This is a genomic window from Pseudonocardia phyllosphaerae (assembly GCF_046546475.1).
Classification (GTDB): domain Bacteria; phylum Actinomycetota; class Actinomycetes; order Mycobacteriales; family Pseudonocardiaceae; genus Pseudonocardia; species Pseudonocardia phyllosphaerae.
Map to the genome: position 1 here is coordinate 687544 of NZ_JBKGXS010000001.1, position 25468 is coordinate 713011.

Below are 25468 nucleotides of genomic sequence, written 5' to 3' on the forward strand. Positions count from 1 at the left end.
ACCGCTCTCCCGTGGCGGTGCCCGGCCCCGTTCGTGCGTTCCGGGGCTGTGTCGTTCGGGGCTGTGTCGTTCCGGGCGGTGTCGGCCCGGGCCATGTCGTTCCGGGTGTGTGACCGCCCGGGGGACTGCTCAGCGGGTGCAGTCGGCCCGCAGCGCCGCCCCGAGCCGGTTCAGTGACACGTCGGCCTCGGCGAGCAGCCCGGCCAGGATCGGGTAGGCGTGCCACATGCCCGGCGCCCGCTCGTAGGTCACCGGGGTGCCGGCTGCGCGGGCCAGGTCGACCAGCGCGTCGGCGTCGTCGACCAGGAGCTCGTCGGCGCCGGCGACGACGTGCAGCGGCGGCAGCCCGGCCAGGTCGGCCTCCAGCGGGGTCAGCTCCGCGGCGTCGCGGTGCGGGCCCGCGTAGTCGCCTGCCATCGTGTGGATCCACGAGCCGTCGAGCAGGACGTCGGTCGCGGCGTTGCGGGTCAGGGCGTCCGCGGTGCCGCTCAGGTCCAGCCACGGCGAGATCAGACCGATCGCCCCCGGCAGCTCCTCGCCGAGCGCCCGCAGCCGCAGCAGCAGCGACATCGTGAGCCCGCCGCCCGCGGAGTCCCCGGCGACGGCGATCCGGTGCGCCGGGAACCCGTCCGCACGGAGCGCCCGCCAGGCGGCGAGCGCGTCGTCCAGCGCGGCCGGGAACGGGTGCTCGGGCGCCAGCCGGTAGGCCGGGGCGAACACCGCCGTGCCGGTCGCGTGCGCCAGGCCCGCCAGCAGTGGGCGGTGCGACGACGCGGACCCGACGACGTAGCCGCCTCCGTGCAGGTAGAGCACGCGGTGCGGGGCGAGTGCCCCGGGCGGCGCGACCACGTCGGTGCGGACCCCGCCCAGCTCGCCGCGGGACCGGCGGGTGCCGCGGGGGAGCGGCAGCGACGCCCCGACGAGGTCGAGTCCGGTCCGCCGGACGGGCAGAGGTAGGCTGGGGGACAGCAGAGGCGCGATGATCGCGCGCGTGGCGAGCCGGTTCACGGCCGTCGGCAGGTGCATACCGGACGGTATCCACCGCACCGGAGTCCCGAATCCCCAGGTGGGCGCCCGCGCGAGGAGATCATCGGCCACGGGTGACCCCACCGCGGCGAGCGGCGGACGACCTGCGACGAGCGGGTGAGCCTGCTTGCCAGGTGCCGTCCCGTACGGCAGGGTCGGGTCACCACAGGTCTCCGCCGGGTTCTGCCCGGTGGATCCGCCGGCCCTCCGAAGCCCCCGGAGGACCGCGAGGCGAGGTCGCGACCGACCCGCTTTGACCGTGTCGAAGAGGGCCCGGTATCGTCATGTCCTGCGCTCGACTTCGGTCGGGCCGATCCGCGTGCCTCGTGGCGCTCGGTCCCCGGTGCCCGCACCCCGGACCGCCCCGCCGCGCACCGGCACGGTGGACGTCCCCGAGTACGTGCGGGGCCCTCGAGGCCGGGCACGAGCACGGGACGACACGCCCGACCCCGGGGATCGGTAGCGACGGTGGCGGTCCATCCGCCGTTCCGGCGCCCGGATCCCGGAGTACCCAGTACGAAGCAACAGCGCCTAGACACACAGTCGAGCCACGTCGACGGGAAGAAGTAGACGGTTCATGCCCACGATCCAGCAGCTGGTCCGAAAGGGCCGTGAGGACAAGGTCGCGAAGACCACCACGGCCGCACTGAAGGGCAGCCCCCAGCGCCGTGGGGTCTGCACCCGCGTGTACACGACCACCCCGAAGAAGCCGAACTCCGCGCTCCGCAAGGTCGCCCGCGTCCGGCTGTCCAGCGGTATCGAGGTCACCGCGTACATCCCCGGCGAGGGCCACAACCTGCAGGAGCACTCCATCGTGCTGGTGCGCGGTGGTCGTGTGAAGGACCTCCCCGGCGTGCGTTACAAGGTGATCCGCGGGTCGCTGGACACCCAGGGCGTCAAGAACCGCAAGCAGAGCCGCAGCAAGTACGGCGCGAAGAAGGAGAAGAGCTGATGCCGCGCAAGGGCCCCGCCCCCAAGCGTCCGCTGGTCTCGGACCCGGTGTACGGCTCGCCGCTGGTCACCCAGCTGGTGAACAAGGTCCTCAAGGACGGCAAGCGCTCTCTCGCCGAGCGCATCGTGTACGCCGCGCTCGAGGGCACCCGTGACAAGACCGGCACCGACCCGGTCGTCACGCTCAAGCGTGCACTGGACAACGTGAAGCCGGCCCTCGAGGTCCGCAGCCGCCGTGTCGGTGGCGCGACCTACCAGGTCCCGGTCGAGGTCCGTGCCGTCCGGCAGACCACCCTGGGTCTGCGCTGGCTGGTGACCTACTCGGGCCAGCGGCGTGAGAAGACCATGGTCGAGCGCCTCATGAACGAGCTGCTCGACGCGAGCAACGGCCTCGGTGCCAGCGTCAAGCGGCGCGAGGACATGCACAAGATGGCGGAGTCGAACCGCGCCTTCGCCCACTACCGCTGGTGACCGGCCGACCGTCGGGTGCCATCTCGCGATCGAGGGAGAGCTGAGAAGTGGCAGCACAGGATGTGCTGACGGACCTCACGAAGGTCCGCAACATCGGCATCATGGCCCACATCGACGCCGGGAAGACCACCACCACCGAGCGGATCCTGTACTACACCGGGATCAACTACAAGATCGGTGAGGTGCACGACGGCGGCGCGACGATGGACTGGATGGAGGAGGAGCAGAAGCGCGGCATCACGATCACGTCCGCCGCGACGACCTGCTTCTGGAAAGACCACCAGATCAACATCATCGACACCCCCGGCCACGTGGACTTCACGGTCGAGGTCGAGCGCTCCCTGCGGGTGCTCGACGGTGCCGTCGCGGTCTTCGACGGCAAGGAGGGTGTGGAGCCGCAGTCCGAGCAGGTCTGGCGGCAGGCCACCAAGTACGACGTCCCGCGTATCTGCTTCGTCAACAAGATGGACAAGCTCGGCGCGGACTTCTACTTCACCGTCCAGACGATCAAGGACCGGCTGAACGCCACGCCGCTCCCGCTGCAGATCCCGATCGGCAGCGAGAGCGACTTCATCGGCGTCGTCGACCTGGTCGAGATGCGCGCGCTGACCTGGCGCGGTGAGGTGGCCAAGGGCGAGGACTACACGGTCGAGGAGATCCCGGCCGACCTCGTCGAGAAGGCCCAGGAGTACCGCACCGCCCTCGTCGAGGCCGTCGCCGAGACCGACGACGCCCTGATGGAGAAGTACTTCGGCGGTGAGGAGCTCACCGTCGACGAGATCAAGACCGGTATCCGCTCCCTGGTCACAAGCCGGTCCGCGTACCCGGTGCTCTGCGGCTCCGCGTTCAAGAACAAGGGCGTCCAGCCGATGCTGGACGCGGTGATCGCGTACCTGCCGTCGCCGTACGACGTCCCGCCGGTCGAGGGCTTCCTGACCGACGGTGAGACGCCTGCGGTGCGCAAGCCCTCGAAGGAGGAGCCGTTCTCGGCTCTGGCCTTCAAGGTCGCCGCGCACCCGTTCTTCGGCAAGCTCACCTACGTCCGGGTCTACTCGGGCCGGGTCGCGTCGGGCGCGCAGATCATCAACTCGACCAAGGACCGCAAGGAGCGCATCGGGAAGCTCTTCCAGATGCACTCCAACAAGGAGAACCCGGTCGACGAGGCCGTGGCCGGCCACATCTACGCGGTCATCGGTCTGAAGGACACGACCACCGGGGACACCCTCTGCGACTCGCAGTCGCCGATCGTCCTCGAGTCGATGACCTTCCCGGACCCGGTCATCCAGGTCGCCGTCGAGCCCAAGTCGAAGGCGGACCAGGAGAAGCTCTCCACGGCGATCCAGAAGCTCGCCGAGGAGGACCCGACGTTCCAGGTCTCCCTGGACGACGAGACCGGCCAGACCATCATCGCGGGCATGGGCGAGCTGCACCTCGAGGTGCTGGTCAACCGCATGAAGTCCGACTTCAAGGTCGAGGCCAACATCGGCAAGCCGCAGGTCGCCTACCGGGAGACCATCCGGCAGCCGGTGATGAAGTACGAGTACACGCACAAGAAGCAGACCGGTGGCTCGGGCCAGTTCGCCCGCGTCATCATCAACCTGGAGCCGCTGACCGGCGGCGACGGTGCGCTGTACGAGTTCGACAACAAGGTCACCGGTGGTCGTATCCCGCGGGAGTACATCCCGTCGGTCGACCAGGGTGTCCAGGACGCCATGCAGTACGGCATCCAGGCCGGCTACCCCGTGGTCGGCGTGAAGTGCACCCTGCTGGACGGGCAGTACCACGAGGTCGACTCCTCGGAGATGGCCTTCAAGGTCGCCGGTTCGATGGTGTTCAAGGAGGCGGCCCGCAAGGCGAGCCCCGCCATCCTCGAGCCGATGATGGCCGTCGAGGTCACCACCCCCGAGGACTACATGGGTGACGTCATCGGCGACCTGAACTCCCGCCGCGGCCAGGTCCAGGCCATGGAGGAGCGGGCAGGCGCCCGCGTCGTCAAGGCGCTCGTGCCGCTGTCCGAGATGTTCGGCTACGTCGGCGACCTCCGGTCGCGGACCCAGGGCCGGGCCAACTACACGATGGTCTTCGACTCCTACGCGGAGGTGCCGCAGAACGTGGCCAAGGAGATCATCGCGAAGGCGACGGGCGAGTAAGTCCCGCTGCGACGGTCGCGGGGGACATGACCCCCGCGGCCGCGGGCGGGCCGGCACGCAGTCCGACCTGCTCGAAGGGCGTGGGACGCGGATCGGTAAGGTCCGCGCCCCGCACCCACAGACCACAGACCTGCCGTCAGCACGGCGGAGTGAACCCCATCAGTCCAGGAGGACCCTGAAGTGGCGAAGGCGAAGTTCGAGCGGAACAAGCCGCACGTCAACATCGGCACGATCGGTCACATCGACCACGGCAAGACCACGCTGACGGCGGCCATCACCAAGGTTCTGCACGACAAGTACCCGAACCTCAACGAGGCGTCGGCGTTCGACATGATCGACAAGGCGCCCGAGGAGCGTCAGCGCGGTATCACGATCTCCATCGCGCACGTCGAGTACCAGACCGAGAAGCGGCACTACGCGCACGTCGACTGCCCCGGGCACGCCGACTACGTGAAGAACATGATCACCGGTGCCGCCCAGATGGACGGCGCCATCCTCGTGGTCGCCGCGACCGACGGCCCGATGCCGCAGACCCGTGAGCACGTGCTGCTCGCGCGTCAGGTCGGCGTGCCGTACATCGTCGTCGCGCTGAACAAGGCCGACATGGTCGACGACGAGGAGATCATGGAGCTCGTCGAGATGGAGGTCCGTGAGCTCCTCTCGGAGCAGGACTACCCGGGCGACGACCTCCCGATCGTCCGCGTCTCGGCGCTGAAGGCGCTCGAGGGCGACGAGAAGTGGGCCAACGCCATCGTCGAGCTCATGGACGCCGTCGACGACTCGATCCCGGAGCCCGAGCGCGACATCGAGAAGCCGTTCCTCATGCCCGTCGAGGACGTCTTCACGATCACCGGCCGCGGCACCGTCGTGACCGGCCGTGTCGAGCGCGGCATCGTCAAGGTCAACGAGAACGTCGACATCGTCGGCATCCGCCCGGACAAGACCTCGACCACCGTCACCGGTGTCGAGATGTTCCGGAAGATCCTCGACGAGGGTCGTGCCGGCGAGAACGTCGGCCTGCTCCTGCGCGGCATCAAGCGTGAGGACGTGGAGCGCGGCCAGGTCGTCGTGAAGCCGGGTTCGATCACGCCGCACACCGAGTTCGAGGGCCAGGTCTACATCCTGGGCAAGGACGAGGGCGGCCGTCACACCCCGTTCTTCAACAACTACCGTCCGCAGTTCTACTTCCGGACGACCGACGTGACCGGCGTCGTGACCCTCCCGCAGGGCACCGAGATGGTCATGCCGGGTGACAACACCACCATGAGCGTTCAGCTGATCCAGCCGATCGCCATGGAGGAGGGCCTGCAGTTCGCCATCCGTGAGGGTGGCCGCACCGTGGGCGCCGGCCAGGTCACCAAGATCAACAAGTGAGGCGACGGGGCGGCCGGGAGACCGGTCGCCCCGTTACCCACCCCCGGTTCGAGGGGGCACACAGGCGTGTGTCATCCTTGACGGGTTGCACGACGGCACGGCGCGTGGATGCGCCGCTCCTGTTCCCGGTCAGCCGGTAGTTCAGGGACGAGCGTTCCCGCGCCGTGTCCGTCGTCAGTCTCGGCCTCGTGGTCGTGCGCCCCTCGTGGTGCAGGGCCTCGGGACGAGGAAGACCAAGCGACATGCCCGCCCCACAAGGGGGTGGGACGCGGTGACCCGGGCACAGCCATGTGGGTCAGGGCGCGACACGCCCGACCTCGTGGACCGGAGAGCCCCGGCAGGACGCGTGCTCCGGGCAACTGGAGGCACGGATCCGGGCCGACAGACCTGAACAGAGCACGGGCCGCAGCCGGCCGCCCCGCAACGGTGGCAGCACGGCGCGAGTTCTAACGGGGCCGACACCGCGACATCCCCCGCGGCAGGAAGAAGAGGACGACCGACGACCATGGCGGGACAGAAGATCCGCATCAGGCTCAAGGCCTATGACCACGAGGCAATCGACGCGTCTGCTCGCAAGATCGTGGAGACTGTGACGCGTACCGGTGCCCGGGTCGTCGGGCCGGTGCCGCTGCCGACCGAGAAGAACGTGTACTGCGTCATCCGCTCGCCGCACAAGTACAAGGACTCGCGCGAGCACTTCGAGATGCGCACGCACAAGCGGCTGATCGACATTCTCGACCCGACGCCGAAGACGGTGGACGCGCTCATGCGCATCGACCTGCCGGCCAGTGTCGACGTCAACATCCAGTAAGGCGTGGGGACGATGACTTCGATCAACAAGACGACTGCTACCAAGCAGGCCAGGAAGATCACCGGGATCCTCGGCACCAAGCTCGGGATGACCCAGGTGTTCGACGAGAACAACCGCGTCGTGCCGGTCACCGTGGTCCAGGCCGGACCCAACGTCGTGACCCAGGTGCGCTCCGAGGACACGGACGGCTACACCGCCGTCCAGCTGGCCTACGGCGCGATCGACCCGCGCAAGGTGAACAAGCCGGAGTCCGGCCACTTCGCCAAGGCGGGCGTGACGCCGCGCCGGCACCTCCTCGAGCTGCGCACCGCCGACGCCGCCGACTACACCCCCGGCCAGGAGATCACCGTCGAGGCGTTCTCCGAGATCGCCGAGGTCGACGTGGTCGGCACCACCAAGGGCAAGGGCTTCGCCGGCGTCATGAAGCGCCACGGGTTCAGCGGTCTGGGTGCCTCGCACGGTACCCAGCGCAAGCACCGCTCCCCGGGCTCGATCGGTGGCTGCGCCACCCCGGGCCGCGTCTTCAAGGGCATCCGGATGGCCGGCCGTATGGGCAACGAGCGCCAGACCACGCAGAACCTGAAGGTGTACCGCGTGGACGCCGAGCGCGGCCTGCTGCTCATCAAGGGCGCGGTCCCCGGTCCCCGCGGTGGCCTCGTCGTGGTGAAGACCCCCGCGAAGGGTGATGGCAAGTGAGCACCGTGCAGATCCAGTCCCCCGAGGGCAAGGCGGCGGGCAGCGTCGAGCTGCCGGACCACGTCTTCGACGTGACCGCCAACGTGTCCCTCATGCACCAGGTGGTGACCGCGCAGCTGAACGCGGCGCGCCAGGGCACGCACGACACCAAGACCCGCGGCGAGGTTCGCGGCGGTGGCAAGAAGCCGTACCGGCAGAAGGGCACCGGCCGCGCCCGTCAGGGTTCGGTCCGCGCGCCGCAGTTCGCCGGTGGTGGCACCGTCCACGGCCCGACGCCGCGTGACTACGCGCAGAAGGTCCCGAAGAAGATGAAGGCCGCCGCCCTGCGTGGCGCCCTCTCGGACCGGGCCCGCGCCGGCCGCGTGCACGTCGCGTCCGAGCTGGTCGCGGGGGAGACCCCGTCGACCAAGTCGGCACGCCAGGCCCTCGCGGCCGTGCTCGGCGATGCCGACACGCGTGCGCTGGTCGTCGTCGAGCGTGACGCGACCACCGCGGTGCTGAGCCTGCGCAACCTGCCGCAGGTGCACCTCATCGCGCCGGACCAGCTGAACACCCACGACGTGCTCGTCAACGACGTCGTGCTGTTCACGCAGACGGCGCTGGACGAGTTCCTGGCCGGCCCGGTCGCGAAGCCGAAGGCTGCCGGCCGCAGCACGAAGCCTGCGGAGCTGCGCGTCGACACCGACGCTGAGGAGGCGGACAAGTGAGCGGACAGACCGTCACGGACCCGCGGGACGTGCTGCTCGCGCCGGTCGTCTCGGAGAAGAGCTACGGGCTGCTCGACGAGCGGCAGTACACCTTCGTCGTGGCCCCGGACGCGAACAAGACCGAGATCAAGATCGCCGTGGAGAAGGTGTTCGGGGTCAAGGTGACCAGCGTGAACACGCTGAACCGCCCGGGCAAGCGCAAGCGCTCCCGCACCGGCTACGGCAAGCGCAAGGACACCAAGCGCGCGATCGTCACGCTCTCCGAGGAGAGCAAGGCGATCGACGTGTTCGGTGGCCAGGCGAGCTGAGGGAGCGAGCTGACCGATGGCCATTCGTAAGTACAAGCCGACGACCTCCGGCCGCCGCGGCTCGAGCGTCGCGGACTTCGCCGAGATCACCCGGGACACCCCCGAGAAGTCGCTGCTGCGCCCGCTGCACAACAAGGGCGGCCGCAACGCGCACGGGCGGATCACCACGCGCCACCAGGGCGGCGGTCACAAGCGGGCCTACCGCCTGATCGACTTCCGGCGCAACGACAAGGACGGTGTGCCGGCCACGGTCGCGCACATCGAGTACGACCCGAACCGCACCTCGCGGATCGCGCTGCTGCACTACGCGGACGGCGAGAAGCGCTACATCATCGCGCCGGCCCGCCTCAAGCAGGGCGACCGGATCGAGAACGGCCCCCGGGCCGACATCAAGGTGGGCAACAACCTGCCGCTGCGCAACATCCCGACGGGCACCGTGGTGCACGCGATCGAGCTCCGCCCCGGTGGCGGCGCCAAGATCGCGCGCTCGGCGGGTGCCGGCGTCCAGCTGGTCGCCAAGGACGGTCCCTACGCGCAGCTGCGGATGCCCTCCGGCGAGATCCGCAACGTCGACGTCCGCTGCCGCGCGACGATCGGCGCGGTGGGCAACTCGGAGCACTCCAACATCAACTGGGGTAAGGCGGGCCGCATGCGGTGGAAGGGCAAGCGCCCGACCGTCCGCGGTGTCGTCATGAACCCGGTCGACCACCCGCACGGTGGTGGTGAGGGCAAGACCTCCGGTGGCCGCCACCCGGTGAACCCGGCCGGTACGCCCGAGGGCCGTACCCGCCGCAACAAGCCGTCCGACAAGTTGATCGTCCGCCGGCGCCGTACCGGCAAGAAGCGCTGAGCAGGGAGGTAAGAGATGCCGCGCAGCCTGAAGAAGGGCCCCTTCGTGGACGACCACCTGCTCAAGAAGGTGGACGCCCTCAACGAGTCCGGCAAGAAGACCGTGATCCGCACGTGGTCCCGCCGGTCCACCGTCATCCCGGACATGATCGGTCACACGATCGCCGTCCACGACGGTCGCAAGCACGTCCCGGTGTTCGTCTCGGACTCGATGGTCGGGCACAAGCTCGGCGAGTTCGCTCCGACGCGCACGTTCCGGGGCCACATCAAGGACGACCGCAAGGCGCGTCGGCGCTAGTAGCCGGCCCGAACCAGCGACAAGGAGAGGTGGAGAGAAATGGCTGATGCAGTGAACACTGCAGCCGACACCACCGGCGCTGCGCTCGAGCCGACTCGTGCGCGCGCGGTGGCCCGGTTCGTCCGCAGCTCGCCCATGAAGACCCGGCGCGTCGTGGACCTGGTCCGCGGCCTGCCGGTGAACGAGGCGCTGGCGATCCTGCGGTTCTCGCCGCAGGCGGCCGCCGAGCCGGTGGCGAAGGTCGTGGCGAGCGCCGCGGCCAACGCGGAGAACAACCTGGACCTGGACCCGGACACCCTCGTGGTGGCCGTGGCCATGGTCGACGAGGGCCCGACGCTCAAGCGCATCCGTCCGCGTGCCCAGGGGCGCGCCTACCGGATCCGCAAGCGGACGAGCCACATCACCATCGAGGTCGAGTCCGTGCCGAGCAAGGCCGGCCGTCGTGGTGCGAAGGGGAGGGCCCGCTGATGGGGCAGAAGATCAACCCGCACGGCTTCCGCCTGGGCATCACCACGGACTGGAAGTCGCGCTGGTACGCCGACAAGCAGTACTCGGAGTACGTGAAGGAGGACGTCGAGATCCGCAAGATGCTCTCCAAGGGCATGGAGCGGGCCGGCATCTCCAAGGTCGAGATCGAGCGGACCCGGGACCGCGTGCGGGTGGACATCCACACCGCCCGTCCGGGCATCGTGATCGGCCGTCGCGGCGCCGAGGCCGACCGCATCCGCGGCAACCTCGAGAAGCTGACCAAGAAGCAGGTTCAGCTCAACATCCTCGAGGTCAAGGCGTCGGAGTCCGACGCCCAGCTCGTCGCGCAGGGCGTGGCCGAGCAGCTGTCGAACCGGGTCGCCTTCCGGCGGGCCATGCGCAAGGCCATCCAGTCGGCCATGCGCAGCCCGCAGGTCAAGGGCATCCGGGTCCAGTGCTCGGGCCGCCTCGGCGGTGCCGAGATGTCGCGGTCGGAGTTCTACCGCGAGGGTCGGGTCCCGCTGCACACGCTGCGCGCGGACATCGACTACGGCCTGTTCGAGGCCCGCACCTCCTTCGGCCGTATCGGCGTGAAGGTGTGGATCTACAAGGGTGACGTCGTCGGCGGGCGCCGTGAGGGTGCCCCGGCCGCCGAGGCGCCGGGCCGCGGCCCGCGTCGCGAGCGTCCGGCGCGTCGTCGCTCGGGTGCCTCGGGCACGACCGCGACCAGCACCGAGGCCGGGCGTGCCGCGCAGAGCGCCGGCCAGTCCGGCGGCGCCGCGACGGCGACCGCCGAGGCCCCGGCCTCCGGTGAGAACCAGAGCAACGGTGGGGAGAGCTGACCGATGCTGATCCCACGCAAGGTCAAGCACCGCAAGCAGCACCGGCCCAAGCGCAAGGGCATGGCCAGCGGCGGTACCGCGGTCACCTTCGGTGACTGGGGCATCCAGGCGCTGGAGCCGGCCTACGTGACGAACCGGCAGATCGAGTCGGCACGTATCGCCATCAACCGGCACATCAAGCGTGGCGGGAAGATCTGGATCAACGTCTTCCCGGACATCCCGATGACCAAGAAGCCCGCCGAGGTCCGCATGGGCTCGGGTAAGGGCTCGCCGGAGAAGTGGGTCACGAACGTCAAGCCGGGCCGCGTGCTGTTCGAGATGACCTTCCCGAACAAGGAGGTGGCCCACGAAGCACTCCGTCGGGCCATCCACAAGCTGCCCATGAAGTGCCGGATCGTGTCCCGTGAGGGTGGTGACATCTGATGGCGAGCAGCGGCAACACCAAGGCAGCCGAGCTGCGCGAGCTCTCCGACGAGGAGCTGGTCGTGCGCGTCCGGGAGGCCAAGGAGGAGCTGTTCAACCTCCGCTTCCAGATGGCCACCGGGCAGCTGGACAACAACCGGCGGCTGCGGGCCGTCCGCCACGACATCGCGCGGGCGTACACCGTCATGCGTGAGCGTGAGCTCGGCCTGTCCGCCGCCCCGACCGAGAGCGAGGGCGCGGCGTGAGCGAGCAGGCCGGCACCGAAGTGAACGAGGAGCGCGGGGAGCGCAAGGTCCGCGAGGGCCTGGTCGTGTCCGACAAGATGGACAAGACGATCGTCGTGTCCATCGAGGACCGGGTGAAGCACCCCCTCTACGGCAAGGTCATCCGCCGGACCAACAAGGTCAAGGCGCACGACGAGGAGGGCACCGCCGGTATCGGCGACCGCGTCCGCCTCATGGAGACCCGCCCGCTGTCTGCGTCCAAGCGCTGGCGGCTGGTGGAGATCCTCGAGAAGGCCAAGTAGGAGTCACAGTGATCCAGCAGGAGTCGCGGCTGCGCGTCGCCGACAACACCGGTGCCAAGGAGATCCTGTGCATCCGGGTGCTGGGCGGCTCCGCGCGGCGCTACGCCGGGATCGGCGACGTCATCGTCGCCACGGTCAAGGAGGCCATCCCCGGCGCCGGCGTGAAGCGCGGTGACGTCGTCAAGGCGGTCATCGTGCGCACCAAGAAGGAGAAGCGCCGTCCCGACGGCAGCTACATCCGATTCGATGAGAACGCCGCTGTCCTGATCAAGCCGGACAACGGACCTCGAGGGACCCGAATCTTCGGCCCGGTCGGGCGAGAGCTGCGCGACCGCAAGTTCATGAGGATCATCTCCCTCGCTCCGGAGGTGCTCTGACATGAAGGCGAAGATGAAGGTGAAGAAGGGCGACACCGTGCAGGTGATCGCCGGTAAGGACAAGGGCGCCAAGGGCAAGGTCATCGCGGCCTACCCGGAGCGCCAGCGCGTGCTGGTCGAGGGCGTGAACCGGATCAAGAAGCACACCCGGGTCAGCCAGAACCAGCGCGGGGCCGAGAGCGGCGGGGTCGTCACCCAGGAGGCGGCCATCCACGTCTCGAACGTGATGGTCGTCGACTCCGACGGTAAGCCGACCCGTATCGGCAAGAAGACCGTCGAGGGCGAGGACGGCGCCACCCGCCGCGTCCGGATCTCCAAGCGCAACGGGAAGGAGATCTGAGATGACCACCGCTGAGAAGACGATCCCGCGTCTCAAGCAGCGCTACCGGGACGAGATCCAGGAGCAGCTGCAGCAGGAGTTCGCCTACAAGAACGTCATGCAGATCCCCGGCCTGACCAAGGTCGTGGTGAACATGGGTGTGGGCGACGCCGCGCGGGACTCCAAGCTGATCGACGGCGCGCTGCGGGACCTGGCCACCATCACCGGCCAGAAGCCGCAGCTGCGGCGGGCGACCAAGTCGATCGCGCAGTTCAAGCTGCGCGAGGGGATGCCCATCGGCGCCAAGGTCACCCTCCGGAACGACCGCATGTGGGAGTTCCTGGACCGGCTGCTCACGATCGCGCTCCCGCGTATCCGTGACTTCCGGGGCCTGAACGGCGACCAGTTCGACGGCCGGGGCAACTACACGTTCGGTCTCACCGAGCAGTCGATGTTCCACGAGATCGACCCGGACCAGATCGACCGTCCGCGGGGTATGGACATCACCGTCGTGACCACCGCGACCACCAACCCCGAGGGCCGGGCGCTGCTGCGTCACCTGGGCTTCCCCTTCAAGGAGAGCTGAGCAATGGCGAAGAAGGCGCTCATCAACAAGGCCAACGGCACGCCGAAGTTCGGCGTCCGTGCCTACACCCGCTGCCAGAAGTGCGGCCGGCCGCGTGCCGTGTTCCGCAAGTTCGGCCTCTGCCGCGTGTGCCTGCGCGACATGGCGCACGCCGGCGAGCTGCCGGGTGTGAGCAAGTCCAGCTGGTGACTCACAGGCCCCGCAACCGCGGGGCCCGGGTCGACCCTGATCACCGAAGGCCACTGCCGTGGTGCGGCGCCCCTGAGCGGGCGCCGCGCCACGAGCGCGGAACCACGGTGGGAAAGAGACAGACACCATGACGATGACCGATCCGATCGCAGACATGCTGACCCGTCTGCGGAACGCGAACTCGGCCTACCACGACCGCGTCGTGATGCCCCACTCGAAGCTGAAGGTCGCCATTGCGGAGATCCTTCAGAAGGAGGGCTACATCGCCGCGCACCACACCGAGGACGCCGAGGTCGGTAAGTCCCTGGTCGTCGAGCTGAAGTACGGCCGCAACCGTGAGCGGAGCATCGCCGGCCTGCGCCGGGTCTCCAAGCCCGGTCTGCGCGTCTACGCGAAGTCGACGAACCTGCCGCGGGTCCTGGGTGGCCTCGGCGTGGCGATCATCTCGACCTCGCGGGGTCTGATGACCGACCAGCAGGCCTACCGGAGCGGCGTTGGCGGGGAAGTCCTCGCCTACGCCTGGTGAGAGAGGGGTAACGAACGATGTCCCGCATCGGAAAGCTGCCCATCACCGTCCCGTCCGGCGTGGAGATCACCATCGACGGCCGCACGGTCACCGCGAAGGGCCCCAAGGGCTCCCTGTCGCACACCGTCATCGAGCCGATCACGGTCGAGCGCGACGACGACGGCACGGTGCTGGTCCAGCGACCTGACGAGGAGCGCGAGACCCGGGCCTACCACGGTCTGTCCCGCTCGCTCGTGAACAACATCGTCGTCGGCGTGAGCGCCGGCTACGAGAAGAAGCTGGAGATCCACGGCGTCGGTTACCGGGTCCAGCTCAAGGGATCGAACCTCGAGTTCGCCCTGGGCTACTCGCACCCGGTCGTCATCGAGCCGCCGGAGGGCATCACCTTCGCGGTCGAGTCGCCGACCAAGTTCTCGGTCTCCGGTATCGACAAGCAGCTCGTCGGCGAGACCGCCGCGAACCTGCGCAAGCTGCGTCGCCCCGACCCGTACAAGGGCAAGGGCGTCCGCTACGCGGGCGAGCAGATCCGCCGCAAGGTCGGAAAGACGGGTAAGTGATGGCCGAGACCGAGAAGACCGTGTCCGGGGCCGCACGTCGCCGGATGGCGTCGCAGGTCGCGCGCAAGCGTCGCGACTCGCGCATCAGCCGGCACGCCCGGCTCCGCAAGAAGATCTCCGGGACGCCTGCGCGTCCGCGGCTGGCGGTCCACCGCTCCTCGCGGCACATCACCGTCCAGCTGATCGACGACCTGGCCGGGCGCACCCTGGCCCACGCGTCGAGCCTCGACGCCGACGTCCGCACGCTGGACGGCGACAAGAAGGCCAAGGCCTCGAAGGTCGGCGAGCTCATCGCCGCCCGTGCCAAGGAGGCCGGCGTCTCCGCGGTCGTGTTCGACCGCGGCGGGCTCGCCTACCACGGGCGGATCGCGGCTCTGGCCGAGGCCGCCCGCGAGGGGGGCCTGGAGTTCTGATGGCGCGCAAGTCCAACAAGCAGATCGAAGGGATCGTCTGATGCCGGGACGTACGCGGCGTGACGGCGGGACCCCGGGCGGCGGGAACAACGACAACCGCAACAACCGGGACCGTCGCGACGGTGGCCGTGGCGGGGCGGCCCAGGACAAGACCCCGTACATCGAGCGGCTGGTCACGATCAACCGCGTGGCCAAGGTCGTCAAGGGCGGCCGCCGGTTCAGCTTCACCGCGCTGATGATCGTCGGCGACGGTGACGGCCTGGTCGGCGTCGGCTACGGCAAGGCCAAGGAGGTGCCGGCCGCGATCGCCAAGGGCGTGGAGGAGGCGAAGAAGAACTTCTTCCGCGTCCCCCGCATCGGCGGCACGATCGTGCACCGCGTGCAGGGTGAGGACGCCGCAGGCGTCGTCATGCTGCGCCCGGCCTCGCCGGGTACCGGTGTCATCGCCGGTGGTCCGGTGCGTGCCGTGCTCGAGTGCGCCGGGATCTCCGACATCCTGTCCAAGTCCCTCGGCTCCGACAACGCGATCAACATCGTGCACGCCACGGTGGCCGCGCTGAAGTCGGTCCAGCGTCCGGAGGAGGTGGCGGCCCGCCGTGGCCTGCCCCTCGAGGACGTCGCTCCGCACAGCATGATGCGGCAGCGCGCCGAGGCCGACGCGGCGAAGGTGTGAGCGCGATGGCCACGTGGAAGATCACCCAGGTGAAGAGCCGGATCGGGACCAAGCAGAACCAGCGGAACACGCTGCGCTCGCTCGGCCTCCGCAAGATCCGGCAGTCGGTGGTGCGTGAGGCCGACCCGCAGACCCGCGGGTACGTCCACACCGTGCGCCACCTCGTGACCGTGGAGGAGGTGCAGTCGTGAGCGAGCAGGAGACCGAGCAGTCGGTGATCAAGCTGCACGACCTGCGTCCGGCCCCGGGCTCGAAGAAGGCCAGGCTCCGTGTGGGTCGTGGTGAGGGCTCGAAGGGCAAGACGGCCGGGCGCGGCACCAAGGGCACCAAGGCCCGCAAGAACGTGTCGCCGGCCTTCGAGGGCGGTCAGATGCCGCTGCACATGCGGCTGCCGAAGCTCAAGGGCTTCAAGAACCGCTTCAAGGTCGAGTACCAGACCGTGAACGTCGGCGAGCTGGCCGTCCTGTTCCCGCAGGGCGGCGAGATCGGTCCGGCGGAGCTGGCCGAGGCGGGCGCGGTTCGCAAGAACCAGCCGGTCAAGGTCCTCGGCGAGGGCGAGCTCTCGGGCGTCGCCCTGACCGTGAAGGCCCACAAGTTCTCCGCGTCCGCGCGCGAGAAGATCTCGGCGGCGGGCGGTTCCGTCTCCGAGCTGTGAGGCCCGGACGGTCGTGAGACCGGACAGTCGAAGGGGGTCGTGCCTGCGGGCACGGCCCCCTTCGTCGTGTGCGGGGCACCGTCCGGCGCCGGCGGGTGGCCCTCGGGAACCGCACCGTCGCCCCTCGTGGCGGGGTCGCCCGTGGGCGGCGCCGGAGTGCCCCGGACGCGCTGTTAGAGTCGCCTCCGGTCTGCGTGCACCGGTCCGGTGTGCGCAGGTCACGGGACATGCGCGTGTGCGCGGCCTCCGCCGGAACCGGATACCGGCCCGGGCGTCCCACATACGGTGCGTACAGCACCCTGTGAAATCCGGCCGTTCCCGTCCGGGGACGGCGCAGGCGGTGTCGGGCCGCCGACGTCGTAGGAGGATCACCGAGTGCTCAGCGCAGTCCGGTCGGCCCTGACCACACCGGATCTCCGCAAGAAGATCCTCTTCACGCTGGCGATCGTCGCGGTGTACCGGCTCGGTGCCAACGTGCCGTCGCCGGGGGTGTCGTACCCGAACATCCAGGAGTGCGTCCGCCAGGTCGAGGGCGGCGACAACGCGAGCGTCTACTCGCTCATCAACCTGTTCTCCGGCGGGGCACTGCTCCAGCTGTCGATCTTCGCGCTGGGCATCATGCCCTACATCACCTCGAGCATCATCATCCAGCTCCTGCAGGTGGTCATCCCACGGTTCGAGCAGCTCAAGAAGGAAGGCCAGTCCGGCCAGTCCAAGCTGACGCAGTACACCCGGTACCTGACGATCGGGATCGCGGTCCTGCAGGGCACCGGCTTCGTCGCACTGGCCGAGCGCGGCCAGCTGTTCGCCGGCTGCTCGCTGCCGATCATCCCGGAGTCCTCGGTCTTCACCCTGGTCGTCATCGTGCTGGTGATGACCGCCGGGACCACGGTCGTCATGTGGCTGGGTGAGCAGGTCACCGAGCGCGGCATCGGCAACGGCATGTCCCTGCTGATCTTCGCCTCGATCGCGCACCGCATCCCGGCCGAGGGCCAGCAGATCCTGCAGAACTCCGGCGGCCTGGTCTTCACCGGCATCTGCGTGTTCGGCCTGGCGATCATCGCGAGCGTCGTGTTCATCGAGAACGGCCAGCGCCGTATCCCGGTGCAGTACGCCAAGCGCATGGTCGGCAGGCGGATGTACGGCGGGACGTCGACGTACCTGCCGCTGAAGGTGAACCAGGCCGGTGTCGTGCCGGTCATCTTCGGTAGCTCGCTGCTCTACCTGCCCGACCTCGTCGCGAAGCTCGCGGGCAACGACGGCGGCTGGTTCCAGAAGTTCGTGGCGACCTATCTGGTCGACCAGTCCAACTGGGTGCACATCCTGCTGTACGTCGCGCTGATCATCTTCTTCACGTACTTCTACGTCGGCATCACGTTCAACCCGGACGAGCGCGCCGACGACATGAAGAAGTACGGCGGCTTCATCCCCGGCATCCGGCCCGGGCGGCCGACCGCGGAGTACCTGAACTACGTGCTCAGCCGCATCACGCTGCCCGGCTCGCTGTACCTGGGCATCATCGCCGTGCTGCCGAACTTCTTCCTCGGCGTCACCGGGGGCGGCGGGAACCAGAACTTCCCGTTCGGCGGCACCGCGGTCCTGATCATGGTCTCGGTCGGTCTGGACACCCTGAAGCAGATCGAGAGCCAGCTCATGCAGCGGAACTACGAGGGTTTCCTGCGTTAGGCTCGTCGGATGTGGCGCCGCGGTGCGATGCACCCCGCCACGATCCGGTGCAGTCAGTGGTACCGGGCGCCGGTGACGAGGCCGGCGTCGGCAACGAAATCTTGGAGGTCGGGTTCGCGTGCGAGTCGTTCTGGTGGGGCCGCCCGGTGCGGGCAAGGGGACGCAGGCCGAGAAGCTGGCCGCCCGGTTGGATGTCCCGCACATCTCGACCGGCGACCTGTTCCGGGCGAACCTGCGCGACGAGACCGAGCTGGGCCAGGAGGCCAAGCGCTACATGGACGCCGGTGACCTGGTCCCGGACGAGGTGACCGTCGCGATGGTGAAGGACCGCCTCGGCGACTCCGACGCGCAGAAGGGCTTCCTGCTCGACGGGTTCCCGCGCAACGCCTCGCAGGCCGAGTCCCTCGCCGCGATCCTGGACGAGAAGGGCACCAAGCTCGACGCCGTCCTCTACTTCGAGGTCGACGACGAGGTCCTCGTGGAGCGGCTGCTGGCCCGTGGCCGCAGCGACGACAACGAGGAGACCATCCGCAACCGGCAGCGCGTCTACCGCCAGGAGACCGCGCCGCTGCTGGAGCACTACGCCGACCTGGTCCGCACGGTCGACGCCGTCGGCTCGGTCGACGACGTCGCGCAGCGGATCGACTTCGCGCTGAACCCCAGCAGCGTCTGAGCACCACCCCACGGGCGGGGAGATCCGCCCGGAGATCAGCAGGGAAGAAGGCACGGAACCGATGAACGGTCGGGGCGGCGTACGCGGCGCCATCGCCCGCTACCGGGGGCGCGACATCGAGCTCAAGACCCCGGCACAGCTGCAGGCGATGCGGGAGGCCGGCGCTCTGGTCGCCGCGACGCTCGCGGCGGTCACCGAGCAGGCGAAGCCGGGTGTGAGCACGGCGGAGCTGGACGCGGTGGCCGAGCAGACCATCCGCGACGCGGGCGGCGTCCCGTCGTTCCTCGGGTACCACGGCTTCCCCGCGAGCATCTGCGCGTCGGTGAACTCCCAGATCGTGCACGGGATCCCCTCGTCGTCGACCGTGCTGGCCGACGGCGACCTGATCTCCGTCGACTGCGGGGCGATCCTCGACGGCTGGCACGGCGACTCCGCGGTGACCATCGCCGTCGGCGACGTCGCGCCCGCCGACCTCGCGCTGTCCGACGCCTGCCGCGGCGCGATGGAGGCCGGGCTGCTCGCCGTGCAGGCGGGTGCCCGGCTTACCGACGTCTCGCACGCGATCGAGGAGGCGTGCCGTGCGGCGGCGATGGCCGACCGCGCCGACTACGGGATCGTCGCCGAGTACGGCGGGCACGGCATCGGCACCTCGATGCACATGGACCCGTTCCTGCCCAACCACGGCGAACCGGGCCGCGGCCCGAAGCTGCGTCCCGGGATGGCCCTGGCGGTCGAGCCGATGCTCGTCGCGGGCGACCCGGAGACGATGGAGCTGGAGGACGGCTGGACCGTCGTCACGGCCGCGGGCGGGCGTGCCGTGCACTGGGAGCACACCGTCGCGGTCACCGAGGACGGCCCGTGGCTGCTCACCGCCCCGGCCGGGGCTCCGGACCGTCTCGGATCCTGAGAAACAGGATGGGACGGACATCACCCCGAGGGCGTGTCTGCACCGATTCAGCGCCCAGGTGAGATCGATCAAGAACAGATCTTCGGGGTAGTCCCGGTCACGTCGGTGCGCCACGGAGCCGGACCCATGCTCTAGGTTCCCGGCATGGGCGAAGAGGCCGCCAACGGCGGGGACGCGGGGCCGCAGAAGACGGTCACCGTCGGCGTCCCGAAGGAAGTGCGGGAGGGCGAGCGCCGGGTGGCGCTGGTCCCCAAGGTCATCGGCAAGTTGTCCGGGCGTGGTGCCCGGGTGGTCGTCGAGCCGGGTGCGGGTGACGGGGCGCTGATCCCCGACTCCGAGTACACCGATGCCGGGGCCGAGATCGGTGACCCGTGGGAGTGCGACGTCGTCGCGGTGGTCAACCCTCCGACGACCGAGCAGATCGGCAAGCTGCGCTCCGGCACGACGCTGATCGGGTTCCTGTCGCCGCTGACGTCACCGGAGACGGTGCAGGCGCTCAAGGACGCGGGGGTCACCGCGTTCGCGATGGAGTCGATTCCGCGGATCTCGCGGGCCCAGGGCATGGACGCGCTGTCGTCGCAGGCCAACGTGGCCGGCTACAAGGCCGTGCTCGCGGCGGCGGAGAACTCGACGCGGTTCTTCCCCATGCTGACGACGGCGGCGGGCACGGTGAAGCCGGCGACGGCGCTGGTGCTCGGCGTCGGCGTCGCGGGGCTGCAGGCGCTGGCGACCGCGAAGCGGCTGGGCGCACGCACCACCGGCTACGACGTCCGCCCCGAGGTGGCGGACCAGGTCAAGTCGCTCGGTGCGCAGTGGCTCGACCTGGGCATCGACGCGGCCGGCGAGGGCGGGTACGCCCGCGAGCTCTCCGAGGACGAGCGCAGGCAGCAGCAGGAGCAGCTGGAGAAGGCGATCACCGGCTTCGACGTCGTCATCACGACGGCGCTCGTCCCGGGCCGCCCGGCCCCGAAGCTGGTCAGCGCGGCCGCGGTCGAGGGAATGCGTCCCGGCAGCGTCATCGTCGACATGGCGGGCGAGACCGGCGGGAACTGCGAGCTCACCGAGCCCGGGCAGACGACCGTCGCGCACGACGTGATCATCCTGTCGCCGGAGAACCTGCCCGCGGGGATGCCCGAGCACGCCTCGGAGCTGTACTCGCGCAACATCACCTCGCTGCTGGAGCTGATGCTCTCCGACGGCGAGCTGACCCCGGACTGGAACGACGAGGTGCTCGCGAAGTCCTGCGTGACGCGGGACGAGCCGGCCCCCGCGCAGGACGACAGCACGGAGGGAGAGTCCTGATGGAGTCCGGAAGCCTGCTGGCCGACATCGCGATCCTGGTCCTGGCCGGGTTCGTCGGGTTCGCGGTCATCTCGAAGGTGCCGAACACCCTGCACACCCCGCTGATGTCGGGCACGAACGCCATCCACGGCATCGTCGTGCTCGGCGGCATCGTCGTGCTCGGCGAGCTGGAGAACGCCTCGGTCCTCGAGACGATCCTGCTCGTGATCGCGATCGCGTTCGGCATGATCAACGTCGTCGGTGGCTTCCTGGTCACCGACCGCATGCTCGGCATGTTCAAGGGCAAGAAGCCCGCGAAGGGCGAGGCCGAGGAGAAGGAGAAGGACGGCGACATGACCGTCGACGCCGACACCGCAGCCAAGGGCGGCGCCTGATGGACATCCTGCAGCCGATTCTCTACATCATCGCGTTCGCGCTGTTCATCTACGGCCTGAGCGGGCTCACCGGGCCGCGCACCGCGGTCCGCGGCAACGTCATCGCCGGCATCGGCATGGCGATCGCACTGGTCACCGTGCTGCTCACGGTCCACCACAACTGGCTGTGGATCATCATCGGCCTGGTTCTGGGCACGATCCTGGGCGTCCCGTCGGCACGGAACGTCAAGATGACCCAGATGCCGCAGATGGTGGCGCTGTTCAACGGCGTCGGCGGTGGCGCGGTCGCCCTGATCGCCTGGTCGGAGTTCCTGGCCACGCCCGGTTTCCAGGGCCGCGCGGTCGCCTTCGTTATCGCGTCGCTGTTCTCCGCGGTGATCGGCTCGATCTCGTTCTGGGGATCGCTGATCGCGTTCGGCAAGCTGCAGGAGATCGTCTCCTCCTCGCCGATCGGACTGGGCAAGCTCCAGCAGGTCGTCAACGTGCTGCTGCTGGCCGGCGCGATCGTCTGCGCGGTGATCGCCGGGCTCGGCAACACCTCGCAGCTGTGGATCGTGCTGGTGCTCGTGCTCGCCGGCGTGCTCGGCGTGATGGTCGTGCTGCCGATCGGTGGCGCGGACATGCCCGTCGTCATCTCGCTGCTCAACGCGATGACCGGTCTGGCGGCCGCGGCCGCGGGGCTCGCGCTGAACAACACCGCGATGATGGTCGCCGGCATGATCGTCGGTGCGTCCGGCTCGATCCTGACCAACCAGATGGCCGTCGCGATGAACCGGACGATCCCCTCGATCATCGTCGGCGGGTTCGGCGGCGCCTCGGTCGCGGGCGGCGGCGACGACGGCGACAAGACCGTCAAGTCCACCTCCGCGGCGGACGCGGCGATCCAGATGGCCTATGCCAACCGCGTCATCGTCGTGCCGGGCTACGGCATGGCCGTCGCCCAGGCACAGCACGCGGTCAAGGACATGGCCAAGCTGCTCGAGGCCAAGGGCGTCGACGTCAAGTTCGCGATCCACCCCGTCGCGGGCCGGATGCCGGGACACATGAACGTGCTCCTGGCCGAGGCCGAGGTGTCCTACGACAACCTCAAGGAGATGGACGAGATCAACGACGACTTCTCCCGCACCGACGTCACGCTGGTGATCGGGGCGAACGACGTCACCAACCCGGCGGCCCGCAACGACCCGAGCTCGCCGATCCACGGGATGCCGATCCTCAACGTCGACGAGAGCAACAACGTGATCGTCCTGAAGCGGTCGATGAGCTCCGGCTTCGCCGGCATCGAGAACCCGCTGTTCTTCCAGGACAACACCTCGATGCTCTTCGGCGACGCCAAGGGCTCGGTCGAGGGCGTCACCGAGGAGCTCAAGCAGCTCTGAGGGACAGCTCTAGCTCTGAGGGACAGCTCGGACGACCCAGTTGCTCCGGCGGTCGCCGCCGGTCAGGGGATGGCGCTGAAGCGCACCGACCGCACCGGGCGGTCGGACCTCTGACCGGCGGCGATCTGCTGTCCGGAGGCGGCGGTGGCCGGAGCGGCGGGCGCAGGCTCGGCCTGCGCGGTGCACGGCAGCGGCGACACCAGCGCGACCCGGTCGGTCCCGTTGACGAACCGGGTCCAGGTGGCCGGGCGGCCGTCCGGGGTCGTGAGGTCCTGGCAGACACCGAGGTCGGGGTTCTCCAGCACCCGCGACACCGGTGCGGACGCGCCGTCGGCGGTGGTGCCGGCCAGCGCGACGGCCGTGCCCTGCGCCGGGCGCGGGGCCGCTCCCGCGGCGGGGGTGAGCACGAGGGCGGCGGTGGCGGCGACGGCCAGTGCGACGGCCGGGCGGACGAGGGTGCGCGTCACGGATCTCCCTTTCGGCTGGGGCGCCGGCGCCGCCGTGTGCGGGCCGTGCACCCGAGAGCACCCGGTCCAACGAGGAGGACCACCTGCGGGTTACCCGGCGACCCTCCGTGTCGATCTTCGTGGACACAGCGTGACCACGCTCGGTCGGCACAGCGTGACCACGCTCGGTCGGTGCAGCGTGACCATGGCGCGGTACTGGCCCCGGAGCGGGGTCGCCGGTACCGTCGGGCACGCGCACCCGGTGCTCCGTGGCCGTCCGGCCCGGCGAGCCGTAGCACGCGTGTCACCCCCGCGTGCATCCCGGCCCATGCGCGTCCGTACACTGGTCTCTCGGTGCGCCTGTCGGCGCAGGTCCCGTCGTGCGATCCGCACACCGGTCCCCGTGTCCCGCGCGCGCACCGTGCGGTCCGTGTCCCGTCCCGGGGCGCCGGGCCGTGCAGTCACCGCACGCACGACGCACCACCGCGGTGACGCGGTAACGACACCTGTCACGGATAGCGGAGGACATGGCCAAGAAGGACGGGGCGATCGAGGTCGAGGGCCGGGTCGTCGAACCCCTGCCGAACGCGATGTTCCGGGTGGAGCTGGAGAACGGCCACCGGGTTCTCGCGCACATCAGCGGCAAGATGCGGCAGCACTACATCCGGATCCTTCCGGAGGACCGCGTGGTCGTCGAGCTTTCGCCCTACGACCTGAGCCGCGGCCGCATCGTCTACCGCTACAAGTGACGATCACCAACGACGGACAGAGGCAGTCGACGTGAAGGTCAAGCCGAGCGTCAAGAAGATCTGCGACAAGTGCCAGGTGATCCGCCGTAACGGCCGGGTCATCGTGATCTGCTCGAACCTGCGCCACAAGCAGCGCCAGGGCTGATCACCGCTCACAGCGGGCACGTGCCGCGATCCTCTGATCGCTGACACACGGGAAGCCCCCGGTGTACCCGCCGGGCCACGAGGGCCCGGAGGCACCCCCGGAACCAGGCCGGGGCTCGGACGCAGCGGCGGCCGGGACGGACACCGGGCAGACCTGGAACTACTACAAGAGGAGACAGCGCCGCATGGCACGCGTTGCCGGCGTCGATCTTCCCCGCGAGAAGCGGATGGAGATCGCGCTCACCTACATCTACGGGGTCGGACGAGCCAAGTCCAAGCAGATCCTCGAGGCCACGGCCATCAGCCCGGACCTGCGGTCCAAGGAGCTGACGGACGAGGACGTCAACAAGCTCCGCGACTACATCGAGGAGCACCTCCAGGTGGAGGGCGACCTGCGCCGCGAGGTGCAGGCCGACATCCGCCGGAAGATCGAGATCGGCTCGTACCAGGGCATCCGCCACCGTCGCGGTCTCCCGGTCCGCGGCCAGCGCACGAAGACCAACGCGCGCGGCCGCAAGGGTCCGAAGAAGACCGTCGCCGGTAAGAAGAAGGCAGGTAAGAAGTAATGCCGCCCCGCGCACGCCAGGGCACCGGACCCAAGAAGGTCCGCCGTCGCGAGAAGAAGAACGTCGCGCACGGGCACGCCCACATCAAGTCCACGTTCAACAACACGATCGTGTCGATCACCGACCCGACCGGCGCCGTCATCGCCTGGGCCTCGTCCGGGCACGTCGGCCTCAAGGGCTCGCGCAAGTCGACGCCGTTCGCCGCGCAGCTCGCCGCCGAGAACGCCGCCCGCAAGGCGATGGACCACGGCATGAAGAAGTGCGACGTGTTCGTCAAGGGCCCGGGCTCGGGCCGCGAGACCGCGATCCGCTCGCTGCAGGCCGCCGGCCTCGAGGTCGGCACCATTTCCGACGTCACCCCGCAGCCGCACAACGGTTGCCGTCCGCCCAAGCGGCGCCGGGTCTAAGGGGAAGGGAGAACCACCATGGCTCGCTACACCGGCCCCATGACCCGCAAGTCCCGCCGACTGAAGACCGACCTCGTCGGCGGCGACCAGGCGTTCGAGCGTCGTCCCTACCCGCCGGGCCAGCACGGCCGGATCCGGGTGAAGGAGACCGAGTACCTGCTGCAGCTCCAGGAGAAGCAGAAGGCCCGCTTCGGCTACGGCCTCCAGGAGAAGCAGCTCCGCGCCTACTACGAGGAGGCGCACCGTCGCGAGGGCAAGACCGGCGACGAGCTGCTCCAGATCCTCGAGTCGCGCCTCGACAACGTCGTGTACCGCGCGGGCCTCGCCCGCACGCGTCGCATGGCCCGCCAGCTGGTGAACCACGGCCACTTCACGGTCAACGGGAAGAACGTGGACATCCCCAGCTACCGGGTCTCGCGCTACGACATCATCGACGTGCGTGAGAAGTCGCGGAACATGGACCCGTTCGTCATCGCCAAGGAGACCCAGGGCGAGCGCCCGGTCCCGGCGTGGCTGCAGGTCGTCCCGTCGACGCTGCGCATCCTGGTGCACCAGCTCCCGGAGCGCGCTCAGATCGACACGCAGGTCACCGAGCAGCTGATCGTCGAGTTCTACTCGAAGTAGCGACTCGGCATCCCGC

General features: G+C 69.3%; 38 protein-coding genes. 36 read left to right on the forward strand and 2 right to left on the reverse strand.

Annotated elements, in window-relative coordinates:
* Positions 1–129 precede the first annotated feature (129 nt).
* Entirely contained in the window at positions 130–1026 is an 897-nt protein-coding gene (locus ACLE50_RS03250; RefSeq protein ID WP_410941826.1) for an alpha/beta hydrolase, read from the reverse strand.
* Between the two features lie 577 nt (positions 1027–1603).
* Between ACLE50_RS03250 and rpsL the strand changes: the two genes are divergently transcribed.
* The 31 genes from rpsL to ACLE50_RS03405 all read left to right on the forward strand — a co-directional run bounded on the left by rpsL (position 1604) and on the right by ACLE50_RS03405 (position 22516).
* Complete coding sequence (gene rpsL, locus ACLE50_RS03255; RefSeq protein WP_410941827.1) at positions 1604–1978, forward strand: 30S ribosomal protein S12; 375 nt, start codon at positions 1604–1606, stop codon at positions 1976–1978.
* Positions 1978–2448, forward strand: a complete 471-nt coding sequence (gene rpsG / locus ACLE50_RS03260) for a 30S ribosomal protein S7 (RefSeq protein WP_020622942.1) — start codon at positions 1978–1980, stop codon at positions 2446–2448. The genes rpsL and rpsG overlap by 1 nt, the downstream gene beginning before the upstream one ends.
* A gap of 47 nt (positions 2449–2495) precedes the next feature.
* Positions 2496–4598, forward strand: a complete 2103-nt coding sequence (gene fusA, locus ACLE50_RS03265) for an elongation factor G (RefSeq protein WP_410941828.1) — start codon at positions 2496–2498, stop codon at positions 4596–4598.
* A gap of 180 nt (positions 4599–4778) precedes the next feature.
* Positions 4779–5972, forward strand: a complete 1194-nt coding sequence (gene tuf / locus ACLE50_RS03270) for an elongation factor Tu (protein ID WP_410941829.1) — start codon at positions 4779–4781, stop codon at positions 5970–5972.
* Between the two features lie 505 nt (positions 5973–6477).
* On the forward strand, positions 6478–6783 hold the full coding sequence (rpsJ, locus tag ACLE50_RS03275) for a 30S ribosomal protein S10 (protein WP_003938093.1): 306 nt from the start codon (positions 6478–6480) through the stop codon (positions 6781–6783).
* A gap of 12 nt (positions 6784–6795) precedes the next feature.
* The gene (gene rplC / locus ACLE50_RS03280) at positions 6796–7479 is read left to right on the forward strand and encodes a 50S ribosomal protein L3 (RefSeq protein WP_410941830.1); all 684 of its coding nucleotides are present in this window, start codon (positions 6796–6798) and stop codon (positions 7477–7479) included.
* Positions 7476–8186, forward strand: coding sequence for a 50S ribosomal protein L4 (gene rplD, locus ACLE50_RS03285; RefSeq protein ID WP_410941831.1), 711 nt, complete (start codon positions 7476–7478; stop codon positions 8184–8186). Before rplC ends, rplD begins: the two co-directional genes overlap by 4 nt.
* On the forward strand, positions 8183–8494 hold the full coding sequence (rplW, locus tag ACLE50_RS03290; RefSeq protein WP_410941832.1) for a 50S ribosomal protein L23: 312 nt from the start codon (positions 8183–8185) through the stop codon (positions 8492–8494). Before rplD ends, rplW begins: the two co-directional genes overlap by 4 nt.
* Positions 8495–8510: 16 nt before the next feature.
* Positions 8511–9344 carry a 50S ribosomal protein L2 gene (rplB, locus tag ACLE50_RS03295; protein ID WP_410941833.1) on the forward strand — a complete coding sequence of 278 codons (834 nt, stop codon included), beginning with the start codon at positions 8511–8513 and terminating at the stop codon, positions 9342–9344.
* Positions 9345–9359: 15 nt separating this feature from the next.
* Positions 9360–9641: a 30S ribosomal protein S19 gene (gene rpsS / locus ACLE50_RS03300; protein ID WP_010232348.1), complete on the forward strand. Its 282-nt coding sequence runs from the start codon at positions 9360–9362 to the stop codon at positions 9639–9641.
* A gap of 39 nt (positions 9642–9680) precedes the next feature.
* Positions 9681–10109 (forward strand): 50S ribosomal protein L22, encoded by a 429-nt coding sequence (gene rplV, locus ACLE50_RS03305; protein ID WP_410941834.1) that lies wholly within the window; start codon positions 9681–9683, stop codon positions 10107–10109.
* Positions 10109–10951, forward strand: coding sequence for a 30S ribosomal protein S3 (rpsC, locus tag ACLE50_RS03310; protein WP_410941835.1), 843 nt, complete (start codon positions 10109–10111; stop codon positions 10949–10951). Before rplV ends, rpsC begins: the two co-directional genes overlap by 1 nt.
* Before the next feature lie 3 nt (positions 10952–10954).
* Entirely contained in the window at positions 10955–11374 is a 420-nt protein-coding gene (gene rplP, locus ACLE50_RS03315; RefSeq protein WP_410941836.1) for a 50S ribosomal protein L16, read from the forward strand.
* Positions 11374–11619 (forward strand): 50S ribosomal protein L29, encoded by a 246-nt coding sequence (gene rpmC / locus ACLE50_RS03320; RefSeq protein WP_410941837.1) that lies wholly within the window; start codon positions 11374–11376, stop codon positions 11617–11619. The genes rplP and rpmC overlap by 1 nt, the downstream gene beginning before the upstream one ends.
* Positions 11616–11900 carry a 30S ribosomal protein S17 gene (gene rpsQ, locus ACLE50_RS03325; RefSeq protein ID WP_410941838.1) on the forward strand — a complete coding sequence of 95 codons (285 nt, stop codon included), beginning with the start codon at positions 11616–11618 and terminating at the stop codon, positions 11898–11900. The genes rpmC and rpsQ overlap by 4 nt, the downstream gene beginning before the upstream one ends.
* Positions 11901–11908: 8 nt before the next feature.
* Positions 11909–12277, forward strand: coding sequence for a 50S ribosomal protein L14 (rplN, locus tag ACLE50_RS03330; protein ID WP_068797776.1), 369 nt, complete (start codon positions 11909–11911; stop codon positions 12275–12277).
* 13 nt (positions 12278–12290) lie between these two features.
* A complete protein-coding gene (gene rplX / locus ACLE50_RS03335) occupies positions 12291–12617 on the forward strand; it encodes a 50S ribosomal protein L24 (RefSeq protein WP_410942257.1) in 327 nt (108 codons plus the stop codon).
* Between the two features lies 1 nt (position 12618).
* Positions 12619–13182, forward strand: a complete 564-nt coding sequence (gene rplE, locus ACLE50_RS03340) for a 50S ribosomal protein L5 (RefSeq protein ID WP_410941839.1) — start codon at positions 12619–12621, stop codon at positions 13180–13182.
* A gap of 3 nt (positions 13183–13185) precedes the next feature.
* Entirely contained in the window at positions 13186–13371 is a 186-nt protein-coding gene (locus ACLE50_RS03345; protein ID WP_410941840.1) for a type Z 30S ribosomal protein S14, read from the forward strand.
* Between the two features lie 127 nt (positions 13372–13498).
* The gene (rpsH, locus tag ACLE50_RS03350; RefSeq protein ID WP_410941841.1) at positions 13499–13897 is read left to right on the forward strand and encodes a 30S ribosomal protein S8; all 399 of its coding nucleotides are present in this window, start codon (positions 13499–13501) and stop codon (positions 13895–13897) included.
* Positions 13898–13914: 17 nt separating this feature from the next.
* Entirely contained in the window at positions 13915–14454 is a 540-nt protein-coding gene (rplF, locus tag ACLE50_RS03355) for a 50S ribosomal protein L6 (RefSeq protein ID WP_410941842.1), read from the forward strand.
* A 44-nt stretch (positions 14455–14498) separates the two neighbouring features.
* Positions 14499–14867 (forward strand): 50S ribosomal protein L18, encoded by a 369-nt coding sequence (gene rplR, locus ACLE50_RS03360; protein ID WP_410942258.1) that lies wholly within the window; start codon positions 14499–14501, stop codon positions 14865–14867.
* A 40-nt stretch (positions 14868–14907) separates the two neighbouring features.
* Positions 14908–15540 (forward strand): 30S ribosomal protein S5, encoded by a 633-nt coding sequence (gene rpsE / locus ACLE50_RS03365; RefSeq protein WP_410941843.1) that lies wholly within the window; start codon positions 14908–14910, stop codon positions 15538–15540.
* A 5-nt stretch (positions 15541–15545) separates the two neighbouring features.
* Entirely contained in the window at positions 15546–15731 is a 186-nt protein-coding gene (gene rpmD, locus ACLE50_RS03370; protein ID WP_410941844.1) for a 50S ribosomal protein L30, read from the forward strand.
* Between the two features lie 23 nt (positions 15732–15754).
* On the forward strand, positions 15755–16195 hold the full coding sequence (gene rplO, locus ACLE50_RS03375; RefSeq protein ID WP_410942259.1) for a 50S ribosomal protein L15: 441 nt from the start codon (positions 15755–15757) through the stop codon (positions 16193–16195).
* A gap of 375 nt (positions 16196–16570) precedes the next feature.
* The gene (secY, locus tag ACLE50_RS03380; RefSeq protein ID WP_410941845.1) at positions 16571–17881 is read left to right on the forward strand and encodes a preprotein translocase subunit SecY; all 1311 of its coding nucleotides are present in this window, start codon (positions 16571–16573) and stop codon (positions 17879–17881) included.
* Positions 17882–17999: 118 nt separating this feature from the next.
* Positions 18000–18554 (forward strand): adenylate kinase, encoded by a 555-nt coding sequence (locus ACLE50_RS03385; RefSeq protein ID WP_410941846.1) that lies wholly within the window; start codon positions 18000–18002, stop codon positions 18552–18554.
* Between the two features lie 61 nt (positions 18555–18615).
* On the forward strand, positions 18616–19461 hold the full coding sequence (gene map / locus ACLE50_RS03390) for a type I methionyl aminopeptidase (RefSeq protein WP_410941847.1): 846 nt from the start codon (positions 18616–18618) through the stop codon (positions 19459–19461).
* Positions 19462–19605: 144 nt separating this feature from the next.
* Entirely contained in the window at positions 19606–20763 is a 1158-nt protein-coding gene (locus ACLE50_RS03395; protein ID WP_410941848.1) for a Re/Si-specific NAD(P)(+) transhydrogenase subunit alpha, read from the forward strand.
* Positions 20763–21137, forward strand: a complete 375-nt coding sequence (locus ACLE50_RS03400) for an NAD(P) transhydrogenase subunit alpha part 2 (RefSeq protein WP_410941849.1) — start codon at positions 20763–20765, stop codon at positions 21135–21137. The genes ACLE50_RS03395 and ACLE50_RS03400 overlap by 1 nt, the downstream gene beginning before the upstream one ends.
* The gene (locus tag ACLE50_RS03405; RefSeq protein ID WP_410941850.1) at positions 21137–22516 is read left to right on the forward strand and encodes an NAD(P)(+) transhydrogenase (Re/Si-specific) subunit beta; all 1380 of its coding nucleotides are present in this window, start codon (positions 21137–21139) and stop codon (positions 22514–22516) included. Before ACLE50_RS03400 ends, ACLE50_RS03405 begins: the two co-directional genes overlap by 1 nt.
* Positions 22517–22578: 62 nt before the next feature.
* On the opposite strand, the gene ACLE50_RS03410 is transcribed toward ACLE50_RS03405, so the two are convergent.
* Entirely contained in the window at positions 22579–22983 is a 405-nt protein-coding gene (locus tag ACLE50_RS03410; protein WP_410941851.1) for a hypothetical protein, read from the reverse strand.
* A gap of 506 nt (positions 22984–23489) precedes the next feature.
* Between ACLE50_RS03410 and infA the strand changes: the two genes are divergently transcribed.
* From infA to rpsD, 5 genes are all read left to right on the forward strand, one after another.
* Positions 23490–23711, forward strand: coding sequence for a translation initiation factor IF-1 (infA, locus tag ACLE50_RS03415; RefSeq protein ID WP_010228514.1), 222 nt, complete (start codon positions 23490–23492; stop codon positions 23709–23711).
* A gap of 31 nt (positions 23712–23742) precedes the next feature.
* The gene (rpmJ, locus tag ACLE50_RS03420) at positions 23743–23856 is read left to right on the forward strand and encodes a 50S ribosomal protein L36 (protein WP_130292373.1); all 114 of its coding nucleotides are present in this window, start codon (positions 23743–23745) and stop codon (positions 23854–23856) included.
* Between the two features lie 184 nt (positions 23857–24040).
* Complete coding sequence (gene rpsM / locus ACLE50_RS03425) at positions 24041–24421, forward strand: 30S ribosomal protein S13 (protein ID WP_410941852.1); 381 nt, start codon at positions 24041–24043, stop codon at positions 24419–24421.
* Complete coding sequence (gene rpsK, locus ACLE50_RS03430) at positions 24421–24828, forward strand: 30S ribosomal protein S11 (protein ID WP_410941853.1); 408 nt, start codon at positions 24421–24423, stop codon at positions 24826–24828. The genes rpsM and rpsK overlap by 1 nt, the downstream gene beginning before the upstream one ends.
* 18 nt (positions 24829–24846) lie before the next feature.
* A complete protein-coding gene (gene rpsD, locus ACLE50_RS03435; protein WP_410941854.1) occupies positions 24847–25452 on the forward strand; it encodes a 30S ribosomal protein S4 in 606 nt (201 codons plus the stop codon).
* The last annotated feature ends 16 nt before the right edge of the window (positions 25453–25468 follow it).

Coding starts and splice junctions, on each gene's coding strand:
- ACLE50_RS03250 (WP_410941826.1), bottom strand. CDS start 1,026: ATGCACCTGCCGACGGCCGTGAACCGGCTCGCCACGCGCGCGATCATC.
- rpsL (WP_410941827.1), top strand. CDS start 1,604: ATGCCCACGATCCAGCAGCTGGTCCGAAAGGGCCGTGAGGACAAGGTC.
- rpsG (WP_020622942.1), top strand. CDS start 1,978: ATGCCGCGCAAGGGCCCCGCCCCCAAGCGTCCGCTGGTCTCGGACCCG.
- rpsJ (WP_003938093.1), top strand. CDS start 6,478: ATGGCGGGACAGAAGATCCGCATCAGGCTCAAGGCCTATGACCACGAG.
- rplC (WP_410941830.1), top strand. CDS start 6,796: ATGACTTCGATCAACAAGACGACTGCTACCAAGCAGGCCAGGAAGATC.
- rplB (WP_410941833.1), top strand. CDS start 8,511: ATGGCCATTCGTAAGTACAAGCCGACGACCTCCGGCCGCCGCGGCTCG.
- rpsS (WP_010232348.1), top strand. CDS start 9,360: ATGCCGCGCAGCCTGAAGAAGGGCCCCTTCGTGGACGACCACCTGCTC.
- rplV (WP_410941834.1), top strand. CDS start 9,681: ATGGCTGATGCAGTGAACACTGCAGCCGACACCACCGGCGCTGCGCTC.
- rpsC (WP_410941835.1), top strand. CDS start 10,109: ATGGGGCAGAAGATCAACCCGCACGGCTTCCGCCTGGGCATCACCACG.
- rplP (WP_410941836.1), top strand. CDS start 10,955: ATGCTGATCCCACGCAAGGTCAAGCACCGCAAGCAGCACCGGCCCAAG.
- rpmC (WP_410941837.1), top strand. CDS start 11,374: ATGGCGAGCAGCGGCAACACCAAGGCAGCCGAGCTGCGCGAGCTCTCC.
- rplX (WP_410942257.1), top strand. CDS start 12,291: ATGAAGGTGAAGAAGGGCGACACCGTGCAGGTGATCGCCGGTAAGGAC.
- rplE (WP_410941839.1), top strand. CDS start 12,619: ATGACCACCGCTGAGAAGACGATCCCGCGTCTCAAGCAGCGCTACCGG.
- ACLE50_RS03345 (WP_410941840.1), top strand. CDS start 13,186: ATGGCGAAGAAGGCGCTCATCAACAAGGCCAACGGCACGCCGAAGTTC.
- rpsH (WP_410941841.1), top strand. CDS start 13,499: ATGACGATGACCGATCCGATCGCAGACATGCTGACCCGTCTGCGGAAC.
- rplF (WP_410941842.1), top strand. CDS start 13,915: ATGTCCCGCATCGGAAAGCTGCCCATCACCGTCCCGTCCGGCGTGGAG.
- rplR (WP_410942258.1), top strand. CDS start 14,499: ATGGCGTCGCAGGTCGCGCGCAAGCGTCGCGACTCGCGCATCAGCCGG.
- rpsE (WP_410941843.1), top strand. CDS start 14,908: ATGCCGGGACGTACGCGGCGTGACGGCGGGACCCCGGGCGGCGGGAAC.
- rpmD (WP_410941844.1), top strand. CDS start 15,546: ATGGCCACGTGGAAGATCACCCAGGTGAAGAGCCGGATCGGGACCAAG.
- map (WP_410941847.1), top strand. CDS start 18,616: ATGAACGGTCGGGGCGGCGTACGCGGCGCCATCGCCCGCTACCGGGGG.
- ACLE50_RS03395 (WP_410941848.1), top strand. CDS start 19,606: ATGGGCGAAGAGGCCGCCAACGGCGGGGACGCGGGGCCGCAGAAGACG.
- ACLE50_RS03400 (WP_410941849.1), top strand. CDS start 20,763: ATGGAGTCCGGAAGCCTGCTGGCCGACATCGCGATCCTGGTCCTGGCC.
- ACLE50_RS03405 (WP_410941850.1), top strand. CDS start 21,137: ATGGACATCCTGCAGCCGATTCTCTACATCATCGCGTTCGCGCTGTTC.
- infA (WP_010228514.1), top strand. CDS start 23,490: ATGGCCAAGAAGGACGGGGCGATCGAGGTCGAGGGCCGGGTCGTCGAA.
- rpsM (WP_410941852.1), top strand. CDS start 24,041: ATGGCACGCGTTGCCGGCGTCGATCTTCCCCGCGAGAAGCGGATGGAG.
- rpsK (WP_410941853.1), top strand. CDS start 24,421: ATGCCGCCCCGCGCACGCCAGGGCACCGGACCCAAGAAGGTCCGCCGT.
- rpsD (WP_410941854.1), top strand. CDS start 24,847: ATGGCTCGCTACACCGGCCCCATGACCCGCAAGTCCCGCCGACTGAAG.